The sequence below is a fragment of the Zhihengliuella salsuginis genome (assembly GCF_014651715.1).
Taxonomy (GTDB): Bacteria; Actinomycetota; Actinomycetes; order Actinomycetales; family Micrococcaceae; genus Zhihengliuella; species Zhihengliuella salsuginis.
Genome location: NZ_BMXK01000012.1, coordinates 90,610 through 116,452, shown reverse-complemented (window position 1 = coordinate 116,452; position 25,843 = coordinate 90,610). Strand labels below are relative to the sequence as shown.

The 25,843-nt window shown below is 67.1% G+C and carries 21 protein-coding genes; 7 read left to right on the top strand and 14 right to left on the bottom strand.

Annotation, left to right across the window (positions count from 1 at the left end; all coding sequences use genetic code 11):
- Window positions 1-63 precede the first annotated feature (63 nt).
- Window positions 64-2,070 carry a M3 family metallopeptidase gene (locus IE069_RS13695; RefSeq protein ID WP_189351130.1) on the top strand — a complete coding sequence of 669 codons (2,007 nt, stop codon included), beginning with the start codon at window positions 64-66 and terminating at the stop codon, window positions 2,068-2,070.
- A 36-nt stretch (window positions 2,071-2,106) separates the two neighbouring features.
- A complete protein-coding gene (locus IE069_RS13690) occupies window positions 2,107-2,901 on the top strand; it encodes an N-acetyltransferase (protein WP_189351129.1) in 795 nt (264 codons plus the stop codon).
- A gap of 78 nt (window positions 2,902-2,979) precedes the next feature.
- Here the strand turns inward: IE069_RS13690 and pdxS are convergent, their stop codons facing one another.
- The 5 genes from pdxS to IE069_RS13665 form a co-directional block, all read right to left on the bottom strand.
- The gene (gene pdxS / locus IE069_RS13685; protein ID WP_189351128.1) at window positions 2,980-3,888 is read right to left on the bottom strand and encodes a pyridoxal 5'-phosphate synthase lyase subunit PdxS; all 909 of its coding nucleotides are present in this window, start codon (window positions 3,886-3,888) and stop codon (window positions 2,980-2,982) included.
- Window positions 3,889-4,045: 157 nt separating this feature from the next.
- Window positions 4,046-4,675 carry a phosphatidylinositol phosphate synthase gene (gene pgsA / locus IE069_RS13680; protein ID WP_189351127.1) on the bottom strand — a complete coding sequence of 210 codons (630 nt, stop codon included), beginning with the start codon at window positions 4,673-4,675 and terminating at the stop codon, window positions 4,046-4,048.
- An 8-nt stretch (window positions 4,676-4,683) separates the two neighbouring features.
- Window positions 4,684-5,289 carry an HIT family protein gene (locus IE069_RS13675; RefSeq protein ID WP_189351126.1) on the bottom strand — a complete coding sequence of 202 codons (606 nt, stop codon included), beginning with the start codon at window positions 5,287-5,289 and terminating at the stop codon, window positions 4,684-4,686.
- A gap of 3 nt (window positions 5,290-5,292) precedes the next feature.
- The gene (gene thrS / locus IE069_RS13670) at window positions 5,293-7,296 is read right to left on the bottom strand and encodes a threonine--tRNA ligase (protein ID WP_189351125.1); all 2,004 of its coding nucleotides are present in this window, start codon (window positions 7,294-7,296) and stop codon (window positions 5,293-5,295) included.
- A 207-nt stretch (window positions 7,297-7,503) separates the two neighbouring features.
- Window positions 7,504-8,487: a heme o synthase gene (locus IE069_RS13665; RefSeq protein ID WP_189351124.1), complete on the bottom strand. Its 984-nt coding sequence runs from the start codon at window positions 8,485-8,487 to the stop codon at window positions 7,504-7,506.
- A gap of 290 nt (window positions 8,488-8,777) precedes the next feature.
- Between IE069_RS13665 and tkt the strand changes: the two genes are divergently transcribed.
- From tkt to IE069_RS13640, 5 genes are all read left to right on the top strand, one after another.
- On the top strand, window positions 8,778-10,892 hold the full coding sequence (gene tkt, locus IE069_RS13660; RefSeq protein WP_189351123.1) for a transketolase: 2,115 nt from the start codon (window positions 8,778-8,780) through the stop codon (window positions 10,890-10,892).
- A 41-nt stretch (window positions 10,893-10,933) separates the two neighbouring features.
- A complete protein-coding gene (tal, locus tag IE069_RS13655; RefSeq protein ID WP_189351122.1) occupies window positions 10,934-12,052 on the top strand; it encodes a transaldolase in 1,119 nt (372 codons plus the stop codon).
- Window positions 12,053-12,055: 3 nt separating this feature from the next.
- Window positions 12,056-13,675 carry a phosphoglucose isomerase-related protein gene (locus IE069_RS13650; RefSeq protein WP_189351121.1) on the top strand — a complete coding sequence of 540 codons (1,620 nt, stop codon included), beginning with the start codon at window positions 12,056-12,058 and terminating at the stop codon, window positions 13,673-13,675.
- 77 nt (window positions 13,676-13,752) lie between these two features.
- On the top strand, window positions 13,753-15,300 hold the full coding sequence (zwf, locus tag IE069_RS13645) for a glucose-6-phosphate dehydrogenase (protein ID WP_189351120.1): 1,548 nt from the start codon (window positions 13,753-13,755) through the stop codon (window positions 15,298-15,300).
- On the top strand, window positions 15,297-16,238 hold the full coding sequence (locus IE069_RS13640; protein ID WP_189351119.1) for a glucose-6-phosphate dehydrogenase assembly protein OpcA: 942 nt from the start codon (window positions 15,297-15,299) through the stop codon (window positions 16,236-16,238). Before zwf ends, IE069_RS13640 begins: the two co-directional genes overlap by 4 nt.
- A gap of 93 nt (window positions 16,239-16,331) precedes the next feature.
- Here IE069_RS13640 and secG read toward each other — a convergent pair whose 3' ends face one another.
- The 9 genes from secG to uvrC all read right to left on the bottom strand — a co-directional run bounded on the left by secG (window position 16,332) and on the right by uvrC (window position 25,832).
- Window positions 16,332-16,583 carry a preprotein translocase subunit SecG gene (secG, locus tag IE069_RS13635; protein ID WP_189351118.1) on the bottom strand — a complete coding sequence of 84 codons (252 nt, stop codon included), beginning with the start codon at window positions 16,581-16,583 and terminating at the stop codon, window positions 16,332-16,334.
- Between the two features lie 33 nt (window positions 16,584-16,616).
- Entirely contained in the window at window positions 16,617-17,432 is an 816-nt protein-coding gene (gene tpiA, locus IE069_RS13630) for a triose-phosphate isomerase (RefSeq protein WP_189351117.1), read from the bottom strand.
- Between the two features lies 1 nt (window position 17,433).
- Window positions 17,434-18,663, bottom strand: coding sequence for a phosphoglycerate kinase (locus IE069_RS13625; protein WP_189351116.1), 1,230 nt, complete (start codon window positions 18,661-18,663; stop codon window positions 17,434-17,436).
- 17 nt (window positions 18,664-18,680) lie between these two features.
- The gene (gene gap / locus IE069_RS13620) at window positions 18,681-19,700 is read right to left on the bottom strand and encodes a type I glyceraldehyde-3-phosphate dehydrogenase (protein ID WP_189351115.1); all 1,020 of its coding nucleotides are present in this window, start codon (window positions 19,698-19,700) and stop codon (window positions 18,681-18,683) included.
- A 504-nt stretch (window positions 19,701-20,204) separates the two neighbouring features.
- Window positions 20,205-20,831: a superoxide dismutase gene (locus IE069_RS13615; RefSeq protein WP_189351114.1), complete on the bottom strand. Its 627-nt coding sequence runs from the start codon at window positions 20,829-20,831 to the stop codon at window positions 20,205-20,207.
- Window positions 20,832-20,939: 108 nt separating this feature from the next.
- Window positions 20,940-21,920 (bottom strand): DNA-binding protein WhiA, encoded by a 981-nt coding sequence (whiA, locus tag IE069_RS13610; protein ID WP_189351113.1) that lies wholly within the window; start codon window positions 21,918-21,920, stop codon window positions 20,940-20,942.
- Window positions 21,921-21,922: 2 nt separating this feature from the next.
- Window positions 21,923-22,972 carry a gluconeogenesis factor YvcK family protein gene (locus IE069_RS13605; RefSeq protein ID WP_189351112.1) on the bottom strand — a complete coding sequence of 350 codons (1,050 nt, stop codon included), beginning with the start codon at window positions 22,970-22,972 and terminating at the stop codon, window positions 21,923-21,925.
- A gap of 3 nt (window positions 22,973-22,975) precedes the next feature.
- On the bottom strand, window positions 22,976-23,869 hold the full coding sequence (gene rapZ, locus IE069_RS13600) for an RNase adapter RapZ (protein WP_189351111.1): 894 nt from the start codon (window positions 23,867-23,869) through the stop codon (window positions 22,976-22,978).
- 49 nt (window positions 23,870-23,918) lie between these two features.
- Window positions 23,919-25,832: an excinuclease ABC subunit UvrC gene (gene uvrC, locus IE069_RS13595; RefSeq protein ID WP_189351110.1), complete on the bottom strand. Its 1,914-nt coding sequence runs from the start codon at window positions 25,830-25,832 to the stop codon at window positions 23,919-23,921.
- Window positions 25,833-25,843: the final 11 nt, after the last annotated feature.

The following is a 25,843-nucleotide window of genomic DNA, read 5'->3' as shown; positions in this document are numbered from 1 at the left end:
CCAATAGCGAGTCGTCCGGCGCGCGTAGATGCCCCGTAGGACATGCTGTGAAAAGCTTGCCGCATGAGTAATCCGTTGCTTCACCCCAGCATCCTGCCGTTCGGCATGCCCGACTACTCGGTCCTCACGGCCGATGACTACGTCGAAGCGGTGCTGGCCGGAATCGGGGAGCAGAACGCGGAGCTTCAGCACCTGCTGCGGGTCGAGGAGCCCGCGACCTTCGAGAACACCATCCAGGCGTTCGCGCTCACCGGCGAGACCCTCCGCCGGGCCCTGCAGGCCTTCCACAGCGTCAAGCCCGCCCACGGGACGGAGGAGATCCTCGAGGCCGGCGCCCGGATTCGGCAATTCGTCTCCGCCCATCACGACGAGGTCCATCTCGACCGCGACCTCTACGCCCGCCTGAGCGAATCCGACGGCGAGGGCCTCGAGGGCGAGGACGCGCGCCTGCGCGAGGAGGTCCTCCGCGATTTCCGCCACGCCGGCGCGGAGGTTCCCGTCGCGGACGCCCCGCGGCTGCGCGAGATCAACGCCGAGCTGGCGCGGCTGGGGTCCGAGTACTCGCGCCGGCTCCTCGCCGGCCGGAACGCTGCCGCCGTGTACTTCGAAGACCTCGTGGACCTCAGCGGTCTGAGCGAATCGGACGTCGGATCCGCTGCGCAGGCCGCGAGCGCGGCCGGGTACGACGGCGGCTACCTCATCACACTCGTCCTGCCCACCGGGCAGCCCGCTCTCGAGCGCCTGACCCAGGCCGCCTCACGCAAGCGGATCTACGAAGCCAGCGTCACGCGAGGGCAGGACGGAGTCCACGGCACCCTCGAATTGGCACGCCAGATGTCGCTGCTTCGTGCCGAACGCGCCGGCCTGATGGGTTTCTCCAACCATGCCGAATACGTCATCGAGGCGCAGACGGCGCCGTCGCTCGACGCGGTCCAGGAGCGCCTGCGCGGCTTGGCGGAACGGGCCATGGCCAACGCCCGCGAGGAGCATGCAAGGCTGGAAGAGTATGCGGCGCTGCCGGTCAACCCGTGGGACTGGGCCTATTACTCGAATCTGGTCAAGCGGGACGAGTTCGATCTGGACGCTTCCGCACTGCGCCCCTGGTTCGAGCTGGACTCCGTCCTCGAACACGGCGTCTTCGAGGCGGCGCGGCGACTCTACGGAGTGACATGCCATGAGCGGTTCGACCTCCCGGTCTACCATCAAGAGATCCGGGTCTGGGAAGTGCGCAACTCCGACGGAACCGCCCTGGGGCTCTACCTCGGGGACTTCTTCGCGCGGCCGACGAAGGCCGGCGGCGCATGGATGAATTCGATCCGTGACGGAGCGCGGGCGCACGGTGAGCTGCCGGTCGTCACCAACACCTTCAACTTCTCGTCCCCCGGAGACGGTCCGGCGCTGCTCTCCTTGGACGAGGTGAATACGCTGTTCCACGAGTTCGGGCATGCTCTCCACGGCCTCTTCTCCGAGGCGATCTACCCCCGGCTGGCCGGCACGAAGGTGCCGCGCGACTTCGTCGAGTACCCGTCGCAGGTCAACGAGATGTGGGCGCTGTGGCCGGAGATCGTGGAGAGCTACGCTCGGCATTTCGAGACCGGCGAACCGCTTCCGCCCGAGACTCTCCCGCGGATCGAAGCGGCTTCCCTCTGGGGCGAAGGTTTCGCTACAACCGAGTATCTGGCCGCCGCCGTGCTCGACCTTGCGTGGCACCTGCTGGCCCCGGGCGATGAGGTGGAGGATGTCCTCGAGTTCGAGGATCGCGCCCTGCGCGACGCCGGGTTGGATCCCGACCTCGTACCGCCGCGCTACCGGACCGGATACTTCAAGCACATCTTCGACGGGGGCTACTCGGCGGGGTACTACTCGTATATCTGGAGCCAGATCCTCGACGCGGACACTGTGGAGTGGTTCCGCGAGAACGGTGGACTCCTGCCCGAGAACGGACAACGGTTCAGGGCCGAGCTGTTGTCGCGTGGAAATACCCGTGATCCCCTCGACTCCTTCCGCGCCTTCCGGGGCCGCGACCCGCAGATCGAACCTCTGCTCGCACGCCGCGGACTGTCCGATTAGACTTCAGCACTTCGTGTACGACGAAGGGACAATACCGTGAGTGGGATCCAGACAGCTCAGGCAGCACAGGCAGATTGGGACCGGGCCCTGGCATTGGCCACCGGCGGCAAGGTGTTCACGACACACGGATGCGATTGGGCATGGCAGCCGACTCGGTCGAGACTCGTCCTGCTGTTCCCGGAGGCCGCAGGGGCCGCCGGCATCAGGCCGGGCCTCGCGGAGGGCGCGCGGCTCGGAGCCCGACGGATCGATGCGTGGCTGAACGCCGCGGCTGCAGATGACGAGCTGCGCGTGGCGGGATTTCGCGATGTGGCCCAGATCCTCTGGTTCGTCGGGCGTCCCAGCTATGCGAACCTGCGCAGCCGCCCTGCGGAGTGGGAAGGACGGGTCCGGGTGAGCGCCGATGTTCCCGAGGCCCATGGTGTCGACGCGCGGGAGCTGGAGGTGGCCCGGGCGTGGCGTCGCCCGCCGGGGCACCAGACCGGGCGGCGCCATCCGGCCGCCCACCGACGCATCGAACACGTCGTCGCCCGGGCGGCTGATGGTTCGGTATCCGGACGTGGATTCGCCCAGTTCACAGCCGACGGGGCGGTGTCGCTGCACGGATTGGCCGTCGCGGGCTCTGCACGACGCCAAGGTGTCGGGACGCAACTCGTGGCCGGACTGCTCGGTGCGATGACGGCCCCGTTGCTGCCCGTCGACGACGGATCCGATGAGGAACGGCCCAGCCCGCCGGTGCTGGCTGCGGCAGCGCCGGCCTCCGCGGAGTTCCTGACGGCCTGCGGGCTCGAGCATCTCGGACGCGGCCGCAGGCTGCGCCTGTCGGCCTAGGCGCCGGCCGGGACCCCGACGACGTCGGGCTGGCCGGTGGCGGTTGCCACGGGCCAGCCCGACGGGTGCGGAGCGCTGTTACCAGCCGCGCTCGGAGAGCCGGTGCGGCTCCGGGATCTCGTCCACGTTCAATCCGACCATTGCCTCGCCGAGCCCACGGGAGGCATCGGCGATGGTCTTGGCGTCGTCGTAGAAGGTCGTGGCCTTGACGATCGCATTGGCGCGCTGCGCCGGATTCCCGGACTTGAAGATGCCCGATCCGACGAAGACGCCGTCGGCGCCGAGCTGCATCATCATGGCAGCATCCGCCGGCGTGGCGATGCCACCGGCGGTGAAGAGGACAACGGGCAGCTTGCCGGTCTCGGCGACCTCGCGGACCAGCTCGTAAGGTGCCTGGAGCTCCTTCGCGGCCACGTAGAGCTCGTCCTTCGGCAGCGAGCTCAACCGGCGGATGTCTGCACGGATCTGCCGCATGTGCGTGGTCGCGTTGGAGACGTCTCCGGTGCCCGCTTCGCCCTTCGAGCGAATCATCGCGGCGCCCTCGTTGATGCGACGAAGTGCCTCGCCGAGGTTGGTCGCACCGCAGACGAACGGGGCCTTGAAGTCCCACTTGTCGATGTGGTTCGCGTAGTCGGCCGGGGTGAGTACCTCGGACTCGTCGATGTAGTCGACGCCCAACGACTCGATGACCTGGGCCTCCACGAAGTGACCGATGCGCGCCTTGGCCATGACCGGGATGGAGACGGTCTCGATGATCGACTGGATCATGTCCGGATCCGACATGCGCGAGACGCCGCCCTGTGCCCGGATATCGGCCGGAACCCGCTCCAGGGCCATGACTGCGACTGCACCGGCGTCTTCGGCGATGCGAGCCTGTTCGGCCGTGACGACGTCCATGATGACGCCGCCCTTCAGCATTTCGGCCATGCCGCGCTTCACGCGATTGCTGCCGGTTACCGGCGCCTGCGTGGCTTCGTTGTTGGACACGAACGACGTCCTTTCACAAGGGGTGAGTGATGGGTTCCCCCAAGCATACGTAGCCTGCCCGGGGAATGAGGTGGTCACATAACGATCCGTGACACGAGAACCATACAAGATACTGGCAGGCCGCGTCGCACTTTGCGCAGGAGCCGGCCGTATTGATTCAACCCAGCTGCGAATGCACGCGCATCATGCGCTGGGCCACGGTCACGGCGCTGGCCGCGGCCAGCAGAATGAGCACGCTCAGCAATACGACGTCGGGAAGTCCGAGGCCGGTCAGTCCGACGAAAGTCAACGTGAGGACGAGCCGTTCGGCGCGTTCCGCGATGCCGACTTCAGCATCGAAACCGAGGGATTCCGCCTTGGCCCGGACGTACGAGACAACGCTGCCGAGGAACATGCAGACCAACGAGGCGATGCCGATGCCCGTGTGGTCGCCGGCTGTGAAGAACCAGACGGCGACGCCGCTGAAGATCGCGCCATCGGCCAGCCTGTCGAGCGAGGAATCGAGGAAACTCCCCCACCGGCCGGCGTCGGGCCTTCCAGCGCTGCGCGAGGCCCATTGCGGCAGCCTGGCCATGGTGCCGTCCAGCAGGTCGGCGAAGACGAAGGCCGCGATGACGAGGGTCCCGATGAAGAGGTGTCCCAGCGGATACAGGATGAGGGCGCTCGCCATCACCCCGATCGTACCCACGACCGTCACCATGTCCGGAGTTACGGAACGGGACAGCAGCCATCGGGCGAGAGGCGTGAACATCCGGGTGAACAGCCCGCGGGCGTACGTATTCAGCATGGGCGGCGCTACACCGAGTCCCAGGCTTCGGCCAGCTGCTGCCGCACGTCCGAAAGCGTGGCCGGGACGGCCTTGGTCTGGGCGATGATCGGGAAGAAGTTCCCGTCGCCGCCCCACCGCGGGACCACATGCTGGTGCAGGTGTGCGGCGATGCCGGCTCCGCCGGACACCCCCTGATTCATGCCGAGGTTGAATCCGGTCGGGTTGGCCGTCGCGGTGAGCGCCTTCATCGCACGCTGGCTGAGCGATGCGATCTCGGCGGTCTCCTCGACCGTGATGTCCGTGTAGTCCGGCACGTGCCTGTACGGGCACACCAGGAGATGGCCGGGGTTGTAGGGAAACAGATTCAGGACCACGAACGCCGTCTCGCCCCTGTGGACGATGAGTGAATCCTCGTCGCTCCGCTGCGGTCCCCGGCAGAACGGGCAGGTCTCCTCGTCCTTGACCTGGCCCTGACCGCCCTTGATGTACGCCATCCGGTACGGCGTCCACAGGCGTTGGAAGCTGTCCGGTACGCCTGCCAGCTCGAAGTCGTCGGTCACCTCCGCATCGCCGGAATAGCCCGGCGGCCCGGAGGCCTCCGGGCCGCCGGGCCCAGCAGAACGGTCACTCAAGGATCAAGCCTCCCTGTTTTCGACAGCCTCTACGATTCGGTCGATGGCTTCCTCGATCGCGATGCCGTTGTCCTGGCTCCCGTCGCGGAAACGGAAGGACACGGCCCCGGCCTCGGCGTCCTCTCCACCGGCGATGAGTGTGAAGGGAACCTTGTCCTTGGACGCATTGCGGATCTTCTTCGGGAAGCGGTCCGAGGAGAGGTCGGCTTCGGCCCGGATCCCGCGAGCACGGAGCTTCTCGACGACGTCCCAGACGTAGTCGTCGAAAGCATCCGCCACAGGAATGGCGCGCACCTGCACGGGAGCAAGCCAGGCCGGGAACGCGCCGGCGTAGTGCTCGGTCAGCACGCCCAGGAAGCGCTCGATCGACCCGAAGAGCGCGCGGTGGATCATCACCGGGCGCTGACGGGAGCCGTCGGCTGCCTGGTATTCGAGCTCGAAGCGCTCCGGAAGGTTGAAGTCGAGCTGGATGGTCGACATCTGCCAGGTGCGGCCGATGGCGTCCTTCGCCTGAACGGAGATCTTGGGCCCGTAGAAGGCTGCTCCACCCGGGTCGGGAACGAGCTCGAGTCCGGAGGCCTCCGCGACTTCAGCGAGGGTGCGCGTCGCCTCGTCCCAGACTTCGTCCGATCCGACGTACTTGTCGGGATTCTTCGTGGACAGCTCCAAGTAGAAGTCGTCCAGGCCGTAGTCCTTCAGGAGCCCCAGGACGAAGTTCAGCGTCGTGGTGAGCTCGTCCTTCATCTGTTCACGGGTGCAGTAGATGTGGGCGTCGTCCTGGGTCATGCCGCGCACGCGTGTCAGGCCGTGGACCACGCCGGACTTCTCGTAGCGGTACACCTGGCCGAATTCGAACAGCCTCAGCGGGAGCTCGCGGTACGAACGGCCCCTGGACCCGAAGATCAGGTTGTGCATCGGGCAGTTCATCGGCTTGAGGTAGTAGTCCTGACCGGGCTTGACGATCTCGCCGGCCTCGTTGCGGGTCTCGTCGATGTGCATGGCCGGGAACATTCCGTCCCGGTACCAGTCCAGGTGGCCGGAGACCTCGTAGAGGTGACCCTTCGTGATGTGCGGCGTGTAGACGAACTCGTAGCCGGCCTCCGTGTGGCGTTGGCGCGAATAGTCCTCCATCGCCTTGCGGATGACCCCGCCCTTGGGGTGGAAGACCGGCAGGCCTGAGCCCAGCTCGTCCGGGAACGAGAAGAGGTCGAGTTCGGCTCCCAGCTTCCGGTGGTCGCGGCGCTCCGCCTCGGCGATCCTCTCCTGGTAGGCCTTGAGTTCCGCCTTGCTCGGCCACGCGGTTCCGTAGATTCGCTGCAGCTGCTTGTTGTTCTCGCTGCCCAACCAGTAGGCCGCGGCAGAACGGGTCAGGGCGAACGCGTTGGAGATCAGCTTGGTGTTGGGCAGGTGGGGCCCGCGGCACAGGTCGCACCAGACGGTGTCGCCTGTTTTCCGGTCGACGTTGTCGTAGATGGTGATGTCGCCGCCACCGACCTCGACGTTGACGCCCTCGCCCGCCTCGTCGGCCTCGCTGGCCTTGTCCAGCAGCTTGAGCTTGTAGGGCTCCTCGGCCATGGCCTCGCGGGCCTCCGACTCGGAGACCACCCGGCGGGCGAACTGCTGGTTCTTGTTGACGATCTTGAGCATCATCTTCTCGAGCGTTTTCAAGTCGTCCGGCGTGAACGGCTCGTCGACGTCGAAATCGAAGTAGAAGCCGTCCTTGATGTAGGGGCCGATGCCCAGCTTCGCCTCGGGGCGCAGTTCCTGCACGGCTTGCGCCATGACGTGCGCGGTGGAGTGCCGCAGGACATTCAGGCCGTCCTCGGAGTCGACGGTGACGGACTCGATCGCCGAACCGGCCGGCAGCATCCTGCTGAGGTCCTGCAACGTGCCGTCGACCCGCATGACGACGACGTTCTTCTGATCGCGGAAGAACTCCGCGCCCGTGGTACCGGCACTCACCTCTTGCGTTTCGCCGTCAACCGTCAAGGTGATCTGTTCCGACACGATCGGTCTCCTCAAATTTCGTTGTGGGGCTTCATGACTTGCGGCATACGTTGACCACAGCCAGCCGACAGCCAGCTTAACGCGTGAGTGGCGGACAGATCGAATCATGCCGGCGGACCAGCAGGGCCCCGGAAGGGAGGCGCATTGCGACGGCGCCGAACTCAGAGACCGGAGGCCCTGCGTCCGGCCGCACCCGAAACAGGTGGACTAGCCGAAGATCGGCTGCCCGACGAACGGATCCACGGCGAGGGCGACGAAGACGATCGTCAGATAGGTGATGGAGATGTGGAAGACCTTCATGGCCTTCTTGTTCATGTCGGCCGGCTCGTGCTCACGCTGCGCCTCGCGGTAGAGCACGTGCGATTCGTAGATGAACCAGGCACCTGCCACTGCGGCGAGAACCGTGTACACGATGCCCGCGTAGCCCATAGGGGCGAGCAGCAGCGAGCAGACCACTGTCGCCCACGCGTAGAGCACGACCTGCACCGAGACGGTGCGGGCGCCCGCGATGGCGCCCAGCATCGGGATCCGCGCGGCCAGGTAGTCCTCCGAGTACTTCATCGACAACGGCCAGTAGTGTGGCGGGGTCCAGAGGAAGATGATGAGGAACAGCACCAGAACGGGCCAGTCGAGGGTGTTGGTCACGGCGGCCCAGGCGATCGGCACGGGCATGCACCCCGCGATGCCTCCCCAGACGATGTTCTGCGACGTGCGGCGCTTGAGGATCAGCGTGTAGAAGACGACGTAGAGGAGGATGGCGGCCACGCCCAGGGCGGCCGTGAGCAGGTTGGCTCCGGCCCAGAGGATGGCGATCGATGCGACGGCGAGCATCCAGGCGAAGACGAGGGCCTCGCGCGGAGTCACATCCCCTGTCACGAGGGGGCGGCCCTGGGTGCGCCGCATGAGCTTGTCTGCTTCGCGGTCGATGTAACAATTGAAAGCGCCGGAGGCGCCGGCGGCCATGGCGCCGCCGACGAGAGTAACCAGGATCAGGCCCACGCCCGGGAACCCGCGCTCGGCGAAGATCATCGTGGGCAGCGTGGTGACGAGCAGCAGCTCGATCACGCGCGGTTTCGTCAGGGCCAGGTAGGCGCCCGACTTGCGCTTCGTGAACTCACCGAACGTCTCGTTCGATTGACGATGCGCTCGTTCAACGAGCCTATCGTCGCTGACAACGGACTTCACGGACATGCCACTCAGTTCTATGCGGGGTAACGGACAGACACGACCATCATACCCTTTTACGGCTTGTAGAAATCAGACCACAGAAAACCCGGCAGGATTCCAGTGCTCGAGCGGAGGCTTCGCTCTGAGCTGACGAGGGTGCTACACGGTCGGTCACATGGCGGCAGGTGTGACGTGGACGGGCTAAGGTGGTTGCACGCGCCGGAGCCAACGAAGGCCCTGTCTAGGGTGGGCGATGCCGAGTCGCCGTGTTCCTCCGGCGAGACATCTGAAGCTCTCAAGAGAGGAACTACATCGTGGCGCCACAGACGGAAGTCGTCGAGTTGTCCTGGACGCAGACGGACGAGCGTGCAGTTGACACGATCCGCGTACTGGCAGCGGATGCCGTAGAGAAGGTCGGCAGCGGCCACCCGGGAACCGCGATGAGCCTGGCTCCAGCCGCGTACCTGCTGTTCCAGAAGCACATGCGCCACGATCCCAAGGATCCCGACTGGGTGGGACGCGACCGCTTCGTGCTCTCCCCCGGCCACACGTCGCTGACCCTCTACCTGCAGCTCTTCCTCTCCGGCTACGGCCTCGAGATAGAGGACCTCGAAGCACTGCGTACCTGGGGCGCCAAGACCCCGGGCCACCCGGAGTACGGCCACACGGACGGCGTCGAGATCACCACCGGCCCGCTCGGGCAGGGCCTGGCCTCGGCCGTCGGCTTCGCCTACGGCCAGCGCCGTCTCCGCGGCCTCCTCGATCCCGAGGCGCCCGCGGGTGAGAGCCCGTTCGACCACACGGTCTGGGTCATCGCCTCCGATGGCGATCTCCAGGAAGGCGTCACGTCCGAGGCATCCTCGCTGGCGGGCCACCAGGAGCTCGGCAACCTCGTCGTCATCTACGACGACAACAAGATCTCCATCGAGGACGACACCGATGTGGCGTTCACCGAGGACGTGCTGAAGCGCTACGAGGCCTACGGGTGGCACACTCAGCGCGTCGACTGGACCGAGTCGGGCGAATACGTGGAGGATGTCGCCGGTCTCGATGCGGCCCTGACTGCCGCCAAGGCGGAGACCGGCCGCCCGTCGATCATCTCCCTCCGGACCGTCATCGGGTTCCCGGCGCCGACCAAGCAGAACACCGGCGGCATCCACGGTTCCAAACTCGGCGGCGAGGAGCTGGCCGCCCTGAAGAAGATCCTGGACTTCGAGCCGGAGCAGTCGTTCGCCATCGAAGACGAGGTTCTCGACCACGCCCGTCAGGTCGTCGAGCGCGGCCGGACGGCGCACGAGGCCTGGGACCAGCAGTTCAAGGCCTGGGCTGCAACGAACCCCGAGGGCGAGCAGCTGCTCGAACGCCTCCAGAAGCAGGAGCTGCCCGCGGGGTGGGAAGCCGACCTTCCGGTCTTCGAAGCCGGCGAGTCGATCGCAACCCGCGCGGCCTCCGGCAAGGTGATCAATGCGATCGCCGACCGGCTTCCGGAGCTCTGGGGCGGCTCGGCCGACCTCGCCGGGTCCAACAACACGACGATCACGAGCGCCAAGTCGTTCATTCCCGCCAGCCGCTCGACGGACAAGTGGTCGGGAGACCCGTACGGCCGAGTCCTCCACTTCGGCATCCGCGAGCACGCGGCCGCGTCGATCGTGAACGGCATCGTCCTGAGCTCGAAGACGCGCGCCTTCTCGGGCACGTTCCTCATCTTCTCCGACTACCAGCGCCCGGCGATCCGCCTGGCGGCGCTCATGGGCGTGCCGGCCATCTTCGTCTGGACCCACGACTCCATCGGCCTCGGTGAGGACGGCCCGACGCACCAGCCCGTCGAGCAGCTCGCGAGTCTGCGCGCCATCCCGAACCTCGACGTCGTGCGCCCAGGAGACGCCAACGAGGTCGCCTGGGCCTGGAAGACGATCCTCGAGAACAACGAGAACCCGGCCGGCATCGTGCTGACCCGTCAGAACCTGCCGGTGTTCGACCGTACCGCCGCCGGATTCGGCGACGTCTCGGGTGTGGCCAAGGGCGCCTACGTCCTGGCCGACGCCCTCGACGCCGACGGGAAGGCAACCACCCCCGACGTGCTCCTGCTGGCCACGGGCTCGGAAGTCGAAATCGCCGTCGACGCACGTGAGACGCTGGCGGCCGACGGTGTCGCAGCCCGCGTCGTGTCGATCCCCTCGGTCGAATGGTTCAACAAGCAGGACGACGCCTACCGCGAGTCGGTGCTGCCGTCGGCCGTGAAAGCCCGCGTTTCGATCGAAGCAGGTTCGACGCTCGGCTGGCGTGAACTCGTCGGCGATGCCGGGCGCACGATCGGTCTGGACCACTTCGGCGCTTCCGCCGACTACCAGACGCTCTACCGCGAGTTCGGTCTGACTCCCGAGGCGGTCGTCGAAGCCGCCAAGGGTTCCATCGCTGCAACGAAGTAATCGTCCCGATTCGCATCAGCGAACAAGAAAAGGAATTCATCATGAGCAATCCGAATACTTCCGCACTCTCCGATGCAGGCGTCTCCATCTGGCTCGACGACCTGTCCCGTGAACGACTCAACAGCGGTTCCCTGCAGGAGCTGATCAACGAGAAGAACGTTGTCGGTGTCACGACGAACCCGTCCATCTTCGCTGCGGCGGTCGCTGGCGGTGACGACGCCTACGACGCACAGATCAAGGAGTTGGCAGCAGCCGGAGCCGACGTCGAGGAGGCGATCTTCGAGATCACCACGGCCGACGTCGCCGCCGCCTGCGACGTGTTCGCCGACGTCTACGCGTCGACCAACGGCTACGACGGACGAGTTTCACTCGAGGTCGATCCGCGCCTGGCGGCCGAGACCGCCGCGACCGCGGAGGAAGCCAAGAAGCTCCACGCCAAGGTCGGCCGCGAGAACGTCATGATCAAGATCCCGGCGACGTTCGAGGGTCTCGAGGCGATCACCGCGACGATCGCCGAGGGCATCAGCGTGAACGTGACCCTCATCTTCTCGCTCGACCGCTACCGCGCCGTCATCAACGCCTTCATGGAGGGCCTCGAGAAGGCGCGCGAGAACGGGCACGACCTGTCCAAGATCCACTCCGTGGCCTCGTTCTTCGTCTCGCGCGTCGATTCCGAGATCGACAAGCGTCTGGAAGCCGTCGGCACCGAGGAGGCCACGGCGCTCAAGGGCAAGGCCGGGCTCGCGAATGCACGCTTGGCGTACCAGGTCTACGAGGAGCAGTTCGGCTCGGAGCGGTGGTCGACGCTCGAAGCAGCCGGGGCCAACCGCCAGCGCCCGCTGTGGGCGTCGACCGGCGTCAAGGACCCCAACCTCCCGGACACCCTGTACGTGACGGAACTGGCGGCAGAGGGCGTCGTGAACACCATGCCGGAGAAGACGCTCAACGCCACGGCTGATCACGCAGAGGTCACCGGCGACACCGTCACCAGCACCTACACCGCGTCGAACGACGTGCTGGACGCGCTCGCCGCTCAGGGCATCAGCTACAACGACGTCGTCGCCCAGCTGGAGACCGAGGGCGTCGAGAAGTTCGCTGTCGCCTGGGACGAGCTGCTGGAGGATGTTCGTCAGGCGCTCGAGTCGGCCAAGGGAGCCTAGGGCATGAGTGCCTTGGAGTTCCGGGCGACGGGCGCGGCCCGCGCTGCGGCTGATGCGCATGTGGAACAGCTCGTCGCCGACCGCGTCGCGTCGCGGCTGTTCTCGAAGGATGCGACCCTGTGGGGCGCCGAGGCCGAGTCCGAGGCGTCGATCCGCCTCGGCTGGGTCGACCTGTTCGAGGACTCGCGAGCACTGATCGAGCCGATCATCGCGCTCCGCGACGAGCTGCGGGCAGAGGGTGTGGACCGGGTCGTCCTGGCGGGGATGGGCGGCTCGTCGCTCGCGCCCGAGGTCATAACGGCCACGGCGGGCGTCGAGCTGGTCGTGCTCGACAGCACGGACCCCGACATGGTCGCCGGAGCTCTGGCCGACCGTCTCGAGTCCTCGGTGCTGGTCGTCTCCTCCAAGTCGGGTTCCACGGTCGAGACCGATTCGCAGCGCCGAGTCTTCGAGAAGGCATTCGGAGACGCCGGCCTCGACGCGGCCCAGCGAATCGTGGTCGTCACGGATCCGGGCTCGCCCATGGATGAAGCGTCCCGCCAGGCGGGCTACCGCGCGGTCTTCAACGCCGATCCGAACGTCGGCGGGCGCTACTCCGCCCTGACCGCGTTCGGACTCGTGCCGTCGGGGCTGGCCGGAGTCGATATCGAGACGCTCCTCGCCGACGCCGAGGAGGCGGCCGAGTTCCTCCGGGACGACGACGTGGACAACATCGGTCTCGCGCTCGGCGCCGCGCTCGGCGGCACTGCTCCCTTGCGCGACAAGATCGTGTTCGTGGACGAGGGCTCCGGGATCGCCGGATTCGCCGACTGGATCGAACAGCTCATCGCGGAATCCACCGGGAAACTCGGCACGGGTGTTCTACCCGTGGTCGTGGAACCGGGCTCCCCCGAGCTCGACGGCGCGGATGACGTCCTCGTCGTCCGGCTGACGAGCGGCGAAGACGACTCGCCGGCGTCGGAGAGCGGGCACGAGGCACGCGTGTCCGGCTCGCTGGGCAGCCAGATGCTCCTGTGGGAGGTCGCGACGGTCGTCGCCGGCCGTCTCCTGGGCATCAACCCCTTCGACCAGCCGGACGTGGAGGCCGCCAAGGTGGCCGCCCGCGGCCTGCTGGACGAGCAGCCGGAACCGGTGCCGGCGGAACTCGTCGACGGCGCCGTCGAGTTGCGCGGCACGGAGGGGCTCCTCGACGGTGCAACCACGCTGTCCGATGGACTTCAGCGGTTGCTCGCCGAGCTCGGCCCCGAAGGCTACCTCAGCATCCAGGCGTACCTCGACCGTCTCGGTTCCGCGGACCTTTCGGGCATGCGCGCCCGGCTTTCCACGGCAGCGGCGCGGCCCGTGACGTTCGGATGGGGGCCGCGGTTCCTCCACTCCACCGGGCAGTTCCACAAGGGCGGTCCGCGGGTGGGTGTCTACCTGCAGATCACCGGCGCGAACGATACGGATGTGGAGATCCCTGAACGGCCCTTCACCTTCGCCCAGCTGATCTCAGCACAGGCTGCGGGAGACTCCGCCGTCCTCGCCGAGCTCGGCCGCCCCGTCCTCCGCCTGCATCTGGCGGACCGTGCGGCGGGACTCGAGCAGCTCGAGGCCGCTCTGGCGGCTCTCGCCGCGCGCTAGTCCGGGTACATCCTCCCTTTCACATATGACGGAGGCGGGCGCCACTGCGGGGCCCGCCTCCGTCAGGAAAGCACTTCATGGCATACAGCACGCAAAACCCACTGCGTGACCGACGCGATCGCCGACTGAACCGCATCGCCGGCCCGTCGGCGCTCGTCTTCTTCGGCGTGACGGGCGACCTGGCGCGCAAGAAACTCCTCCCGGCCGTGTACGACCTTGCGAACCGTGGTCTGCTTCCGCCGAGCTTCGCCGTCGTCGGGTTCGGTCGGCGCGACTGGACCAACGAGCAGTTCGTCCAGGAGGTCCGCTCCTGGGTCGAGTCCAATGCGCGTACCGAGTTCGACGAGACCGTGTGGCAGCAGCTGTCCTCCGGCTTCCGCTTCGTCACGGGCGGTTTCGGCGACGACGACGCGTTCATCCAGCTCGGCGAGACCCTGCAGGAACTCGAGCGGTCGCGCGGCACCCGCGGGAACCACGCGTTCTACCTCTCCATTCCCCCGAACTCGTTCGAGCAGGTCTGCGAACAGCTCTCCCGCCACGGCCTGGCGACGAAGGAATCGGTCGAGCAGGACACCGAGGCATGGCGCCGCGTCGTCATCGAGAAGCCCTTCGGCCACAACCTCGCTTCGGCTCGCGAGTTGAACGCGATCGTGGAGAAGGTCTTCCCGCCGGACTCGGTCTTCCGCATCGACCACTACCTGGGCAAGGAAACGGTCCAGAACCTCCTGGCCCTGCGCTTCGCCAACCAGCTCTTCGAGCCGTTGTGGAACGCCAACCACGTGGACCACGTCCAGATCACGATGGCCGAGGACATCGGCATCGGCGGTCGCGCGAGCTACTACGACGGCGTCGGAGCGGCCCGTGACGTGATCCAGAACCACCTCCTGCAGCTGCTGGCCCTCACAGCGATGGAGGAGCCCATCAGCTTCGATGCCGACCACCTGCGTGCGGAGAAGGAGAAGGTGCTCGCGGCCGTCGACCTGCCGGAGGACCTCTCCACAGCGTCGGCGCGTGGTCAGTACACGAGTGGCTGGCAGGGTGGCGAGGACGTTGTCGGGTTCCTCGACGAGGAGGGCTTCAACCCAGACTCGAAGACGGAGACCTACGCGGCGATCCGCCTGGACATCAAGACCCGCCGCTGGGCCGGTGTCCCCTTCTATCTCCGTGCCGGCAAGCGGCTCGGACGCCGCGTCACCGAGATCGCCGTGGTCTTCAAGCGGGCGCCGAACATGCTCTTCCGGGACAACAACGAGGCGAGCATCGGTCAGAACGCGGTCGTGATCCGCGTCCAGCCCGACGAGGGGGCCACGATCCGCTTCGGCTCCAAGGTCCCCGGCACGCAGATGGAGGTCCGCGACGTGACGATGGACTTCGGGTACGGTCATTCGTTCACGGAGTCCAGTCCCGAGGCCTACGAGCGACTCATCCTCGATGTCCTGCTGGGCGAGCCACCGCTGTTCCCCCGTCATGAGGAGGTCGAGCTCTCCTGGAAGATCCTCGACCCGTTCGAGGACCACTGGGCCGGGCTCGACGCACAACCCGAGCCCTACGAACCGGGCAGCTGGGGGCCGGCCGGCGCAGATGAACTGATGGCCCGTGACGGAAGGACGTGGCGTCGCCCATGATCGTCGATCTTGAACAGACCACCACCTCGAAGGTGGCCAAGGAGCTGCAGAAGCTGCGCGAGGCGGGCGGCGTCGTCGCACTCAGCCGGGTGCTCACACTCGTCGTGCTGACGACCGAGGGCTTCGAAGAGCCGGCGATTGAAGCGGCCAACCTGGCGAGCCGGGAGCACCCCTGCCGGATCATCGTCTTCGTCGAGGGCTCCTCGGCGCAGGACACGCGTCTCGACGCCCAGATCCGCGTCGGCGGCGACGCGGGTGCCTCCGAGGTCATCGTGTTGAAAGGCCAGGGCGAGCTCGCGGCCACCAACGAGGCCCTCGTGGCCGGACTGCTCCTCCCCGATGCGCCGATCGTGGCCTGGTGGCCGCACGGAGTGCCGGAGAATGCGAGCAGGACGCCGATCGGCAGGATCGCGCATCGACGCATCACCGACTCGCAGGCGGAGGCCGCGCCACGTGCGGCCCTGGAGCGTATTGCGAGCCAGTACGCGGCCGGTGACACGGATCTGGCCTGGACGCGCATCACCCTGTGGAGGGCCCAGCTCGCCTCGGTTCTCGACCAGGTGGATCCCGCCACCATCTCCGCAGTGACGGTCAAGGGTGCCAGCGATTCATCCAGTACGGACCTCCTCGCCGCGTGGCTCACACTGGCCCTGAACGTGCCCGTCACCATCGCCTCCACCACGCCCGGGACCGGGGTGAGGAGCGTCCGCCTGACGCGCCCCGACGGGGATGTCGTCCTGACACGTCCGCACGGGCACGTGGCCGAGCTCTACCAGCAGGACCAGCCGGTCCAGCGGATCTCCATGGCACGTCGCCCGCTCTCGGACTGCCTCGCCGAGGAGCTGCGCCGTCTGGACCCCGACGAGGTCTTCGGCGAAGTCATCTCCGTGGGCTTGTCGCGGACGAACCTCCGCAGCGTGACCTCCTCCGAGCGGTAGCGGCTCCGAGCACGGTTCCGCTGAACGCACAAGGGGCGGCCCCCACCTTCCGGTGGGGGCCGCCCCTTGTGTATTGCTGCCTGCGTCGGGCCGTCAGGCCTCGACGTTGAAACGCATGATCAGACCGAGAGTGATGATGATGACGCCCCAGGAGATGCCCATGGCGACCGTGATGCGGTTCAGATTTCGCTCAGCCACGCCGGAGGCGCTCAGGTTGCTGGTCATGCCGCCGCCGAACATGTCGGACATGCCGCCGCCACGCCCCTTGTGCAGCAGCACGAGCATGATGAGCAGCAGGCTTGTAATGCCCAGCAGCACCTGCAGGATGATCTTCAGTACGTCCACGTCGGCCTTTCAGTATGCGTCGCTTGCAAACGACTAGTCGGTCACCAGGTGGTTCTCGAACCTGACAATGCTAGCAAACTCACCCACGTCGAGGCTTGCTCCTCCGACGAGCACGCCGTCCACGTCGCGTTCGCGCAGGATGGCGGCCGCGTTCTGGCCCTTCACCGACCCGCCGTAGAGCAGGCGGACCTTCTCGGCCGTCCCCTCGTCGTAGAGCTTGACGAGTTCGGCACGGATCGCGGCGCACATCTCCTGCGCGTCCCCGGGGCCGGCAACCTCTCCCGTGCCGATCGCCCACACCGGTTCGTAGGCGACGACGAGCGTGGACACCTTTGCGGCGTCCAGCCCTTCGAGGTCGGCTCGCAGCTGGTCCAGCGTGTGCTCGACGTGGCGTCCCGCCTGGCGGACGTCGAGGCCCTCGCCGACGCAGAGCACCGGGACGAGATCGTGACGGTAGGCGGCCTCGACCTTGGCACGCAGGGTCTCGTCGGATTCCTGGTGGACGCTGCGGCGCTCGGAGTGTCCGACGAGGACGTAGCGGCAGCCGAGCTTGTTCAGGAACTGACCCGAGATGTCGCCCGTGTAGGCGCCGGAATCGTACTGCGAGAGGTCCTGAGCCCCGTAGACGACGTCGAGGTCGTCGCCGGCCACCAGCGTCTGCACGCCGCGGAGGTCGGTGAACGGCGGGAAGACCGCTACCTCGACCCGGCTGTGGTCGTGATTCGCGTCATCCAGGGTCCACGCGAGTTTCTGGAGGAGGGTGATGCCCTGGACGTGGTCCATGTTCATCTTCCAGTTGCCCGCGATCAGTGGGCGGCGAACGAACTCGCCGTTCTTGCTCGTTGTCATGTCAGTTGCCTTCCAGGGCCGTCAGGCCCGGCAGTTCCTTGCCCTCGAGGTACTCGAGGCTGGCGCCACCACCGGTGGAGATGTGTCCGAAGTCGGCCTCGTCGAATCCGAGCCCGCGGACGGCCGCTGCAGAGTCGCCGCCGCCGACGACGCTGAACGCCTCGGAATCGGCCAGTGCCTGCGCAACGGCACGCGTGCCGCCCGCGAAGGCCTCGATCTCGAACACGCCCATGGGGCCGTTCCAGAAGACGGTGTTGGCGCTGCGGATGAAGCTGGCGAAGGCCTCGCCGGAAGCCGGTCCGATGTCGAGTCCGAGGCCGCTGGCGCCGAAGGCGCCGCTCTCCATGGACTCCGCCGCCACCACCTCGTGCTCGGCGTCGGCACCGAACTTGCTGGCCATCACGATGTCGGTCGGCAGGACGATCTCGCAGCCGAGCTCCTTGGCCCGCTGCAGGTACCCCTTGACGACGTCGAGCTTGTCCTCTTCCAGAAGGCTGGAACCGACGTTGTGCCCGAGCGCCTTCAGGAACGTGAAGACCATTCCGCCGCCGATCAGCAGGTGATCGGCTCGCCCCATCAGGTTCTCGATGACGGCGAGTTTGTCGGAGACCTTGGAGCCGCCGAGAACGACGACGTAGGGCCGCTTGGGAGACTCGGTGAGGGTCTTGAGGACCTCCACCTCCGTGTGCACCAGATCGCCCTGGTAGGCCGGCAGCAGGCCGGCCACGTCGAAGACCGACGCGTGCTTGCGGTGCACGGCGCCGAAGGCATCGTTCACGTAGGCACCGTTGGCCCCCGTCAGCGCGACCAGCTCGCGGGCGAAGGCGGAACGTTCGCCGTCGTCCTTGCTGGTCTCCCGCGCGTCGAAGCGGACGTTCTCGATGAGGAGCAGTTCGCCGTCGGCCAGGGCTGCGGCGCGGTTCTGCGCGTCGCCGCCCACCGTGTCCGCCGCGATCGCGACCGGGAAGTCGGCCAGCTCGCGCAGGCGGTCTCCTGCCGGCGCGATGGAGAACTCGGGATCGACGGCTCCCTTGGGGCGGCCGAGGTGGGCCATCACGATGACGCGGGCGCCGGCCTCGGTCAGCTGGGAGAGAACGGGCAGTGAGGCCCGGATGCGGCCGTCGTCGGTCACGGTAGAACCGTCAAGCGGCACGTTCAGGTCGCTGCGAACCAGAACGTGCCGCCCACGGACACCATCAGCGAGAAGTTCGTTGAGAGTGTGAGAAGTCATATGAGAAGGCTATCCGATCAGCTCTGCTGATCGAGCTTCGCCGCGACGAATACCGTCAAGTCGACCAGGCGGTTCGAGTAGCCCCACTCGTTGTCGTACCAGCCGAGAACCTTGACCGTGTTGCCGATGACCTTCGTCAGCGGAGCATCGAAGATCGCGGAGTGCGGATCGGTCGTGATGTCCGTCGACACGAGGGGATCCTCGGAGTACTTGAGCAGGCCCTTCAACGGGCCCTCCTCGGCCGCCTTCTTGAAGGCGGCGTTGATCTCCTCGACGGTGGTCTCGCGGGAGACGGTCACGGTCAGGTCGGTCAGGGAACCGGTCGGCGTGGGGACGCGGACGGCGAAGCCGTCGAGCTTGCCCTTGAGCTCCGGCAGGACCAGGCCGATGGCCTTCGCTGCACCGGTGGAGGTCGGGACCATGTTCAGCGCAGCGGCGCGGGCGCGGCGCGGATCGCTGTGCGGGCCGTCCTGCAGGTTCTGATCAGCGGTGTACGCGTGAACCGTGGTCATCAGGCCCTGCTCGATGCCGAACTCGTCGTTCAGGACCTTGGCGATCGGGCCGAGGCAGTTGGTGGTGCACGACGCGTTGGAGATGATGTTGTGCGACGCCGGATCGTACTTGTCGTCGTTCACGCCCATCACGATCGTGATGTCCTCGTCGGCGGCCGGGGCGGAGATGATGACCTTCTTGGCGCCGGCTTCGATGTGCTTCTTGGCTGCTTCGCCCTTGGTGAAGAAGCCCGTGGACTCGATCACGATGTCCACGCCGAGATCGCCCCAGCCGAGGTTGGCCGGATCGCGCTCGGAGAGCACCTTGACGGGCTTGCCGGCGATGACGATCTGGTTGTCCTCGACCGTCACCTCACCCGGGAACCGGCCGAGGGTGGAGTCGAATTTCAGGAGGTTTGCCAGGGCGTCGATCGAGCCGAGGTCGTTGACTGCAACGATTTCGAAGTTCGCCTCTGCAGCGTGTGCAGCACGCAGGAAGTTGCGTCCGATGCGTCCGAAGCCGTTGATACCTACACGGGTTGTCACGTGATTTCTCCTTGCCGGAATGTGCGGTCACTTCGAAATCCGTGTCGTGAAGGATGAACGGAGTAACCAGCGGACAGATTGGACACTCCGTTGTGCCGCCAGCTCGCGCTGGCTAGGCGGTCCAGTCACCCACTGAGAAGTGCTGTGACCGTTTAACCTTGGACCACATCCTACTGCACGAAGCAGCATCTGTGTGATCCAGGCAACAAGAGGGTCGACATTGTCGATCAGAACCTCTTGGGAGGCGTCGCTGTTGACGGCTCACGAAGGACAAGCCTATCCCTCTCCGGCCCCGAACGCATCACAGGGCCCGGGAATGGCGCAATGTGTCCCCTCGGGTGCCGGCCGCGTCCACGTTGCAGCGGGGGCCATGCCGGGCGCGAAGACGGAGCGCCCGGACGGAAAGGGCGGCCGCGTCCCGGGACGTTCCCCGGGACGCGACCGCCCTCCACAACTCCCCCGCCACCGGCACGAACCCGCCGGCAGGAGAACAACCACCGACCCCTAGGCCGGGGTGATCAGGCCCTTGGCGCCGGCACGGGCCGCCTCGAACCGCTTGGACACATCGGACCAGTTCACGATGTTCCAGAACGCCTTCACGTAGTCGGCCTTCACGTTCACGTAATCCAGGTAGAACGCGTGCTCCCACATGTCCAGCATCAGCAGCGGCGTCGACGCCACCGGCACATTGCCCTGCTGATCGTAGAGCTGCTCGATCACCAGGTTCCCGCCCAGGCCCTCGAACGACAGCAGCGCCCAGCCCGAACCCTGCAGGCTCATCGCAGCCGCGGTGAAGTGGCCCCGGAACGCGTCGAACGAGCCGAACGCGTCGTCGATCGCGGCCGCCAGCTCGCCCTCCGGCTTGTCCCCGCCCTCGGGCGAGAGGTTCTGCCAGAAGATCGAGTGGTTCGTGTGGCCACCCAGGTGGAACGCCAGATCCTTGGAGAGCTTCGGAATCGCACCGAACTCGCCCTTCTCACGCGCCTCGGCCAGCTGCTCCAGTGCAGTGTTGGCACCGGCGACGTACGTCGCGTGGTGCTTCGAGTGGTGCAGCTCCATGATCCGAGCGGAGATGCTCGGCTCCAGCGCCGCGTAATCGTAGTTCAGCTCGGGCAGTACGTACTGAGACATGGTCTCCTCCATTTCCCCGGGTGCCCGAAGCACCCGGGAGGTGGTCGATTCCTGCGTGATGCGATGCCTGGAGGATGGACTCCCCGCGTGCACGACGAGCTTCCGCCCTCAGTTCTCCAACATATCGGCTGTGACGCTGTCTTCGGTACCCGGTATCCCGAGTTCCACGGCGCGTTTGTCCGCCATGGCCAGAAGCCGCCGAATCCGGCCGGCGATCGCGTCCTTCGTCATCGGCGGATCGGCCAGACGCCCCAGCTCGTCGAGGCTGGCCTGCTTGTGGGCAACGCGCAGGGACCCCGCATACCGCAGATGCTCGGGTACGTCGTCGTCGAGGATCTCCAGCGCGCGCTCGACGCGCGCCCCCGCTGCGACGGCCGCCTGGGCCGAACGGCGGAGGTTCGCATCGTCGAAGTTGGCCAGGCGGTTGGCGGTCGCCCGGACCTCCTTGCGCATCCGCCGCTCCTCCCAGGTCAGCAGCGTCTCGTGCGCTCCCGTGCGGGTGAGCAGCGCCGCGATGGCGTCGCCGTCCCGGATGACGACGCGGTCGACGCCGCGGACCTCGCGCGCCTTGGCGACGATCCCCAGCCGGCGGGCGGCGCCCACGAGGGCAAGTGCCGCCTCGGGGCCGGGGCAGGTGATCTCCAGTGCCGAGGAGCGGCCCGGCTCCGTCAGCGAACCGTGCGCGAGGAAGGCCCCGCGCCAGACGGCTTCGGCATCCGCCGCGGATCCGTTCACGATGACGGACGGCAGGCCCCGCACCGGACGGCCGCGGCCGTCGAGCAAGCCGGTCTGGCGCGCGAGGGCCTCGCCCTCCCGGACGACGCGCACCACATAGCGGTTGCCCCGCCGCAGGCCGCCGCCGGAGACCACGATGATCTCCGCCTGGTGGCCGTAGACCTCGGCGATGTTCTGGCGGAGGCGCCGAGCCGAAGCAGCAAGATCCAGCTCGGCTTCGATGACGATGCGCCCGGAGATGATGTGCAGGCCCCCGGCAAAGCGCAACGTGGAAGACACCTCGGCCTTGCGTTCCGAGGACTTCTTGATATCGAGCCGTGCCAGCTCGTCCTTGACCGATGCGGTCAATGCCATGTTCAGGATTCCTCACTGCCGGTGTCTCGACTACAGAACGACGTGAAGACGTCGTGGTAAGCATTTGCAAGGCGCAGCGGTGAATGCACCGCGCGACCTGTCGCGGCACCCACCTTATCGAAGAAGCAGGTCGCCCCGAGCCGCGAGGCTGCAGCACGGAACTCGTCCATGTCCTCGACGACCGACGGGTCGACCAGCACCGCGTCTATGCGCAGATCAGGGGCGTAGCGGTGGAACACCTTGAGGTGATCGGCCGCCGACATGCCGGGCGTCTCCCGCGTCTGTGTGCGCAAATTCATGGTCAGCAGGCGATTCGCCGGCGTCGCCTCGAGGGCCCGGCGCAGCTCCGGCAGCAGAACGTGGGGAAGCACCGAGGTGTACCACGATCCGGGTCCGAGGATGACCCAGTCGGACAGCTCGATGGCCTCGACCGCTTCGCGGCATGCGGGAGCATCGGAGGGCTCGATCGAGACCGACTGGATGGCGCCGATGCGGGAGGCGTGTGCGAGATTCGCCTGGCCGTCCACCTGGCGCACCGTCAGGCCGTCTCCCTCGACCTCGTCCAGGACGGACCCCCGAATCGTCAGCGGCGTCGTGCTCATGGGCAGGACAGTACCCCGGGCGCCCAGCAGGGCTCCCGCCCATTTGAGGCCGTCGACCGGGTTCCCCAGCAGTTCCCAGAGGGTCACGATCAGCAGATTCCCGAGAGCGTGGTTCTCCAGCGAGCTCGGAACCGGCCCGGTCCCCTGGAAGCGGTGCTGCATCACATCGCGCCAGGTGCGCCCCCAGTCGGAATCGTCGCAGAGCGCCGCCAGCGCCATCCGCAGATCGCCCGGGGGCAGCACGTCGTACTCGGCGCGCAGGCGGCCGGAGGAGCCGCCGTCGTCCGCAACCGTGACGATGGCGGTGATGTCCGGGGTCAGCCGGCGCAGCGCGGCCAACGAGGCGGAGAGCCCGTGCCCTCCCCCGAGGGCGGCCACCTTGATCCGTTCGCCGGGGCTGTCGGCCGCACGGGGCGGTACGAGCGGGATCTGACCCGTCACGAAGGACATCGGCTACTCCCGCCCGAGATCACGATGGCTGACGTTGACCGTCACGCTGGGCAGCTGGTCCAGCCGGTGCGCGAGCTCTTCGGAGACCGCGACGGATCGGTGCTTGCCTCCGGTGCAGCCGATCGCAATGGTGGCGTAGTGCTTGTTCTCGCGGCGGTACCCCTCGAGGACGGGTTTGAGGGCCTCCAGGTACGAACCGATGAAGTCCTGGGTGCCCTCCGCTGAGAACACGAAGTCCTGGACCTCCTTGTCCTTCCCTGTCTTCGGGCGCAGTTCGGAGACCCAGTGCGGGTTGGGGATGAAGCGGACGTCGGCGACGTAGTTGGCGTCCGCCGGCAGGCCGTACTTGAATCCGAAGCTCATCACGTTCAGGCGCAGGACGATCGGGCCGTCCTCGCTGAAGAGCTGGGTGATCTCCGTCGACAGCTTGTGCACGTTCCGGTCGGTGGTGTCGAGAACGACCTCGGCCCGGTTGCGCAGCTCGCTGAGCAGTTCCCGCTCGGCGCGGAGGCCGTCGAGTATGGTCCCCTCCCCCTGGAGCGGGTGGGGACGCCTGCCCTGCTCGAAGCGGCGGACCAGCGCGGCGTCGTCCGCGTCGACGAACAGCACGCGGTAGTGGACCCCGGCCGCGGTCAGGTCCGCCAGGGCCTCGCTGAGTTGCGGGTTGAAAGTGCTGCTGCGCACGTCCATCACGACCGCCAGCTTGTCGAAGATCGCCGTCGCGGGCGTCTCGAGCTCCGTCAGGCGCCGGAGCAACTGCGGCGGGAGGTTCTCGACCACGTACCAGCCGTGGTCCTCGAGCGCGTGCGCAACCGTCGTGCGGCCCGCACCGGACATCCCGGTGATGATCAGCAGCTCCGACTCTGCCGGTTTTACGGTCTCCAACTGGCTTTCCATACCGATCAGTCTAAGCCGGTGGGAGCCGCCTCGTCAGACTCGTGCCGCCTCACTCGGCCTCGGCCGATTTCAGCGCCGCCAGCAGGTGGTCCGCCAGCGCCGGCCCGACCCCCGGAACCTCGAGCAGTTCCTCGCGGCCGGCCGCGCGCATGCGCTTGAGGGAGCCGAACTTCTTCAGCAGCGCGCTGCGTTTCGCCGGCCCCAGCCCTGGAACGTCGTCGAGAATGCTCTCCATCATCGATGTTGAGCGTTTCTTGCGGTGGAAGGAGATTGCGAACCGGTGCGCCTCGTCGCGAACCCGCTGCAGCAGGTACAGGGACTCGGAGGCCCGCGGCAGGATCACGGGGAACTCGTCGTCGGGAAGCCAGACCTCCTCCAAGCGCTTGGCGAGGCCCACGACGTACACGTCGTCGATCCCCAGGTCGCCGAGCGCCCGGCTCGCGGCCGCCACCTGGGGCGGGCCGCCGTCGACCACGACGAGAGCGGGCGGGTACGCGAACCTCCGGGTCTCGGTCGCGTCCTCCGGCGCGACCTCCCCCGAGATGAGGGGGCCGGAGTTCTCCTGCTCCTGGAGGTAGCGCTTGAAGCGGCGGGTGATCACGTCGTACATGGCCGAGGTGTCGTCCCGTGCCGCCTGGCCCGTGATCGAGAATTTGCGGTAGTCAGACTTCTTGGGCAGTCCGTCCTCGACGACCACCATCGAGGCGACCACGTTCGTGCCCGACACGTGCGAGATGTCGAAGCACTCGATCCGCATCAACGGCACCGGGACCCCCAGGGACTCCTGCAGCTCCTGAAGGGCCGCCGAGCGCGTGGTGATGTCGCCGGCGCGCCTGGACTTGTGCAGGCGCAGCGCCTGCTCGGCGTTCTCTCGAACCGTCTCCAGGAGCGTGGCCTTCTCGCCGCGTTTGGGCACGCGCAGGCTCACATTGGAGCCGCGCAGCGAGCCCAGCCACTCCCCCAGCTTCGGGGCGTCGTCGGGCTCGACGGGCACGAGGACCTCGCGCGGCAACCGGTCGCCGCCGTCGTCGTTGCCGTAGACCTGCTGGAGCAGGTGGGCGACGAACTCGGCCGGCGTCGAATCCTCCACCTTCTCCACGACCCAGCCGCGCTGGCCGCGGATACGGCCGTTGCGGACGTGGAACACCTGCACCGCGGCTTCCAGCTCGTCCTCGGCGACGGCGAAGACGTCGGCCTCCGTCTCCTCGGCCAGGACGACGGCGTTGCGCTCGAAGACGCGCCTGAGCGCCTGGACGTCGTCGCGCAGACGGGCGGCCTTCTCGTACTCCATGCCGGCCGCCGCATCGGCCATCTGCCGCTCGAGCTGGCGGATGAACTTCGTCCCCTCGCCGCCCATGAACTGGCAGAGTTCGTCGGCCAGGGCCCGGTGGTCTTCCTCGCTGATGCGGCCCACGCAGGGTGCCGAGCACTTGTCGATATAGCCCAGCAGGCACGGACGCCCCGTCTGCTCAGCCCGGCGCAGGACACCCGAGCTGCACGTCCTCACGGGGAAGACGCGGAGCAGCGTATCGAGCGTCTCCCGGATGGCCTTGGCCGGGTAGAACGGCCCGAAGTACTTCACGTCCTTGCGCCGGTCTCCGCGCATGACCTGGGCGCGGGGGAACTTCTCCCCCATCGTGATCGCGAGGTAGGGGTAGGACTTGTCGTCGCGGAAGACGATGTTGAAGCGCGGCGTGAACTCCTTGATCCACGTGTACTCGAGCTGCAGGGCCTCGAGCTCGCTGCCGACGACGGTCCATTCGACGCTGGCGGCCGTGTGGACCATGGCGTGCGTCTTCGGGTTCAGCTGCCCGGGACTGACGAAGTACGAGCTCAGCCGGGAGCGCAGGTTCTTGGCCTTGCCGACGTAGATCACGCGTCCGTTCGGATCGCGGAAACGGTAGACGCCGGGACGGGTGGGGATGTCCTGGGTGCGGGGGCGGTAGCTCTGTGGGTCGGCCATCTCAGCTCTGC

Coding starts and splice junctions, on each gene's coding strand:
- pgsA (WP_189351127.1), bottom strand. CDS start 4,675: ATGCTGAATACGTACGCCCGCGGGCTGTTCACCCGGATGTTCACGCCT.
- tal (WP_189351122.1), top strand. CDS start 10,934: ATGAGCAATCCGAATACTTCCGCACTCTCCGATGCAGGCGTCTCCATC.
- zwf (WP_189351120.1), top strand. CDS start 13,753: ATGGCATACAGCACGCAAAACCCACTGCGTGACCGACGCGATCGCCGA.
- uvrC (WP_189351110.1), bottom strand. CDS start 25,832: ATGGCCGACCCACAGAGCTACCGCCCCCGCACCCAGGACATCCCCACC.
- IE069_RS13640 (WP_189351119.1), top strand. CDS start 15,297: ATGATCGTCGATCTTGAACAGACCACCACCTCGAAGGTGGCCAAGGAG.
- IE069_RS13605 (WP_189351112.1), bottom strand. CDS start 22,972: ATGTCCTTCGTGACGGGTCAGATCCCGCTCGTACCGCCCCGTGCGGCC.
- IE069_RS13615 (WP_189351114.1), bottom strand. CDS start 20,831: ATGTCTCAGTACGTACTGCCCGAGCTGAACTACGATTACGCGGCGCTG.
- whiA (WP_189351113.1), bottom strand. CDS start 21,920: ATGGCATTGACCGCATCGGTCAAGGACGAGCTGGCACGGCTCGATATC.
- IE069_RS13625 (WP_189351116.1), bottom strand. CDS start 18,663: ATGACTTCTCACACTCTCAACGAACTTCTCGCTGATGGTGTCCGTGGG.
- IE069_RS13695 (WP_189351130.1), top strand. CDS start 64: ATGAGTAATCCGTTGCTTCACCCCAGCATCCTGCCGTTCGGCATGCCC.
- IE069_RS13665 (WP_189351124.1), bottom strand. CDS start 8,487: ATGTCCGTGAAGTCCGTTGTCAGCGACGATAGGCTCGTTGAACGAGCG.
- tpiA (WP_189351117.1), bottom strand. CDS start 17,432: ATGACAACGAGCAAGAACGGCGAGTTCGTTCGCCGCCCACTGATCGCG.
- IE069_RS13650 (WP_189351121.1), top strand. CDS start 12,056: ATGAGTGCCTTGGAGTTCCGGGCGACGGGCGCGGCCCGCGCTGCGGCT.
- rapZ (WP_189351111.1), bottom strand. CDS start 23,869: ATGGAAAGCCAGTTGGAGACCGTAAAACCGGCAGAGTCGGAGCTGCTG.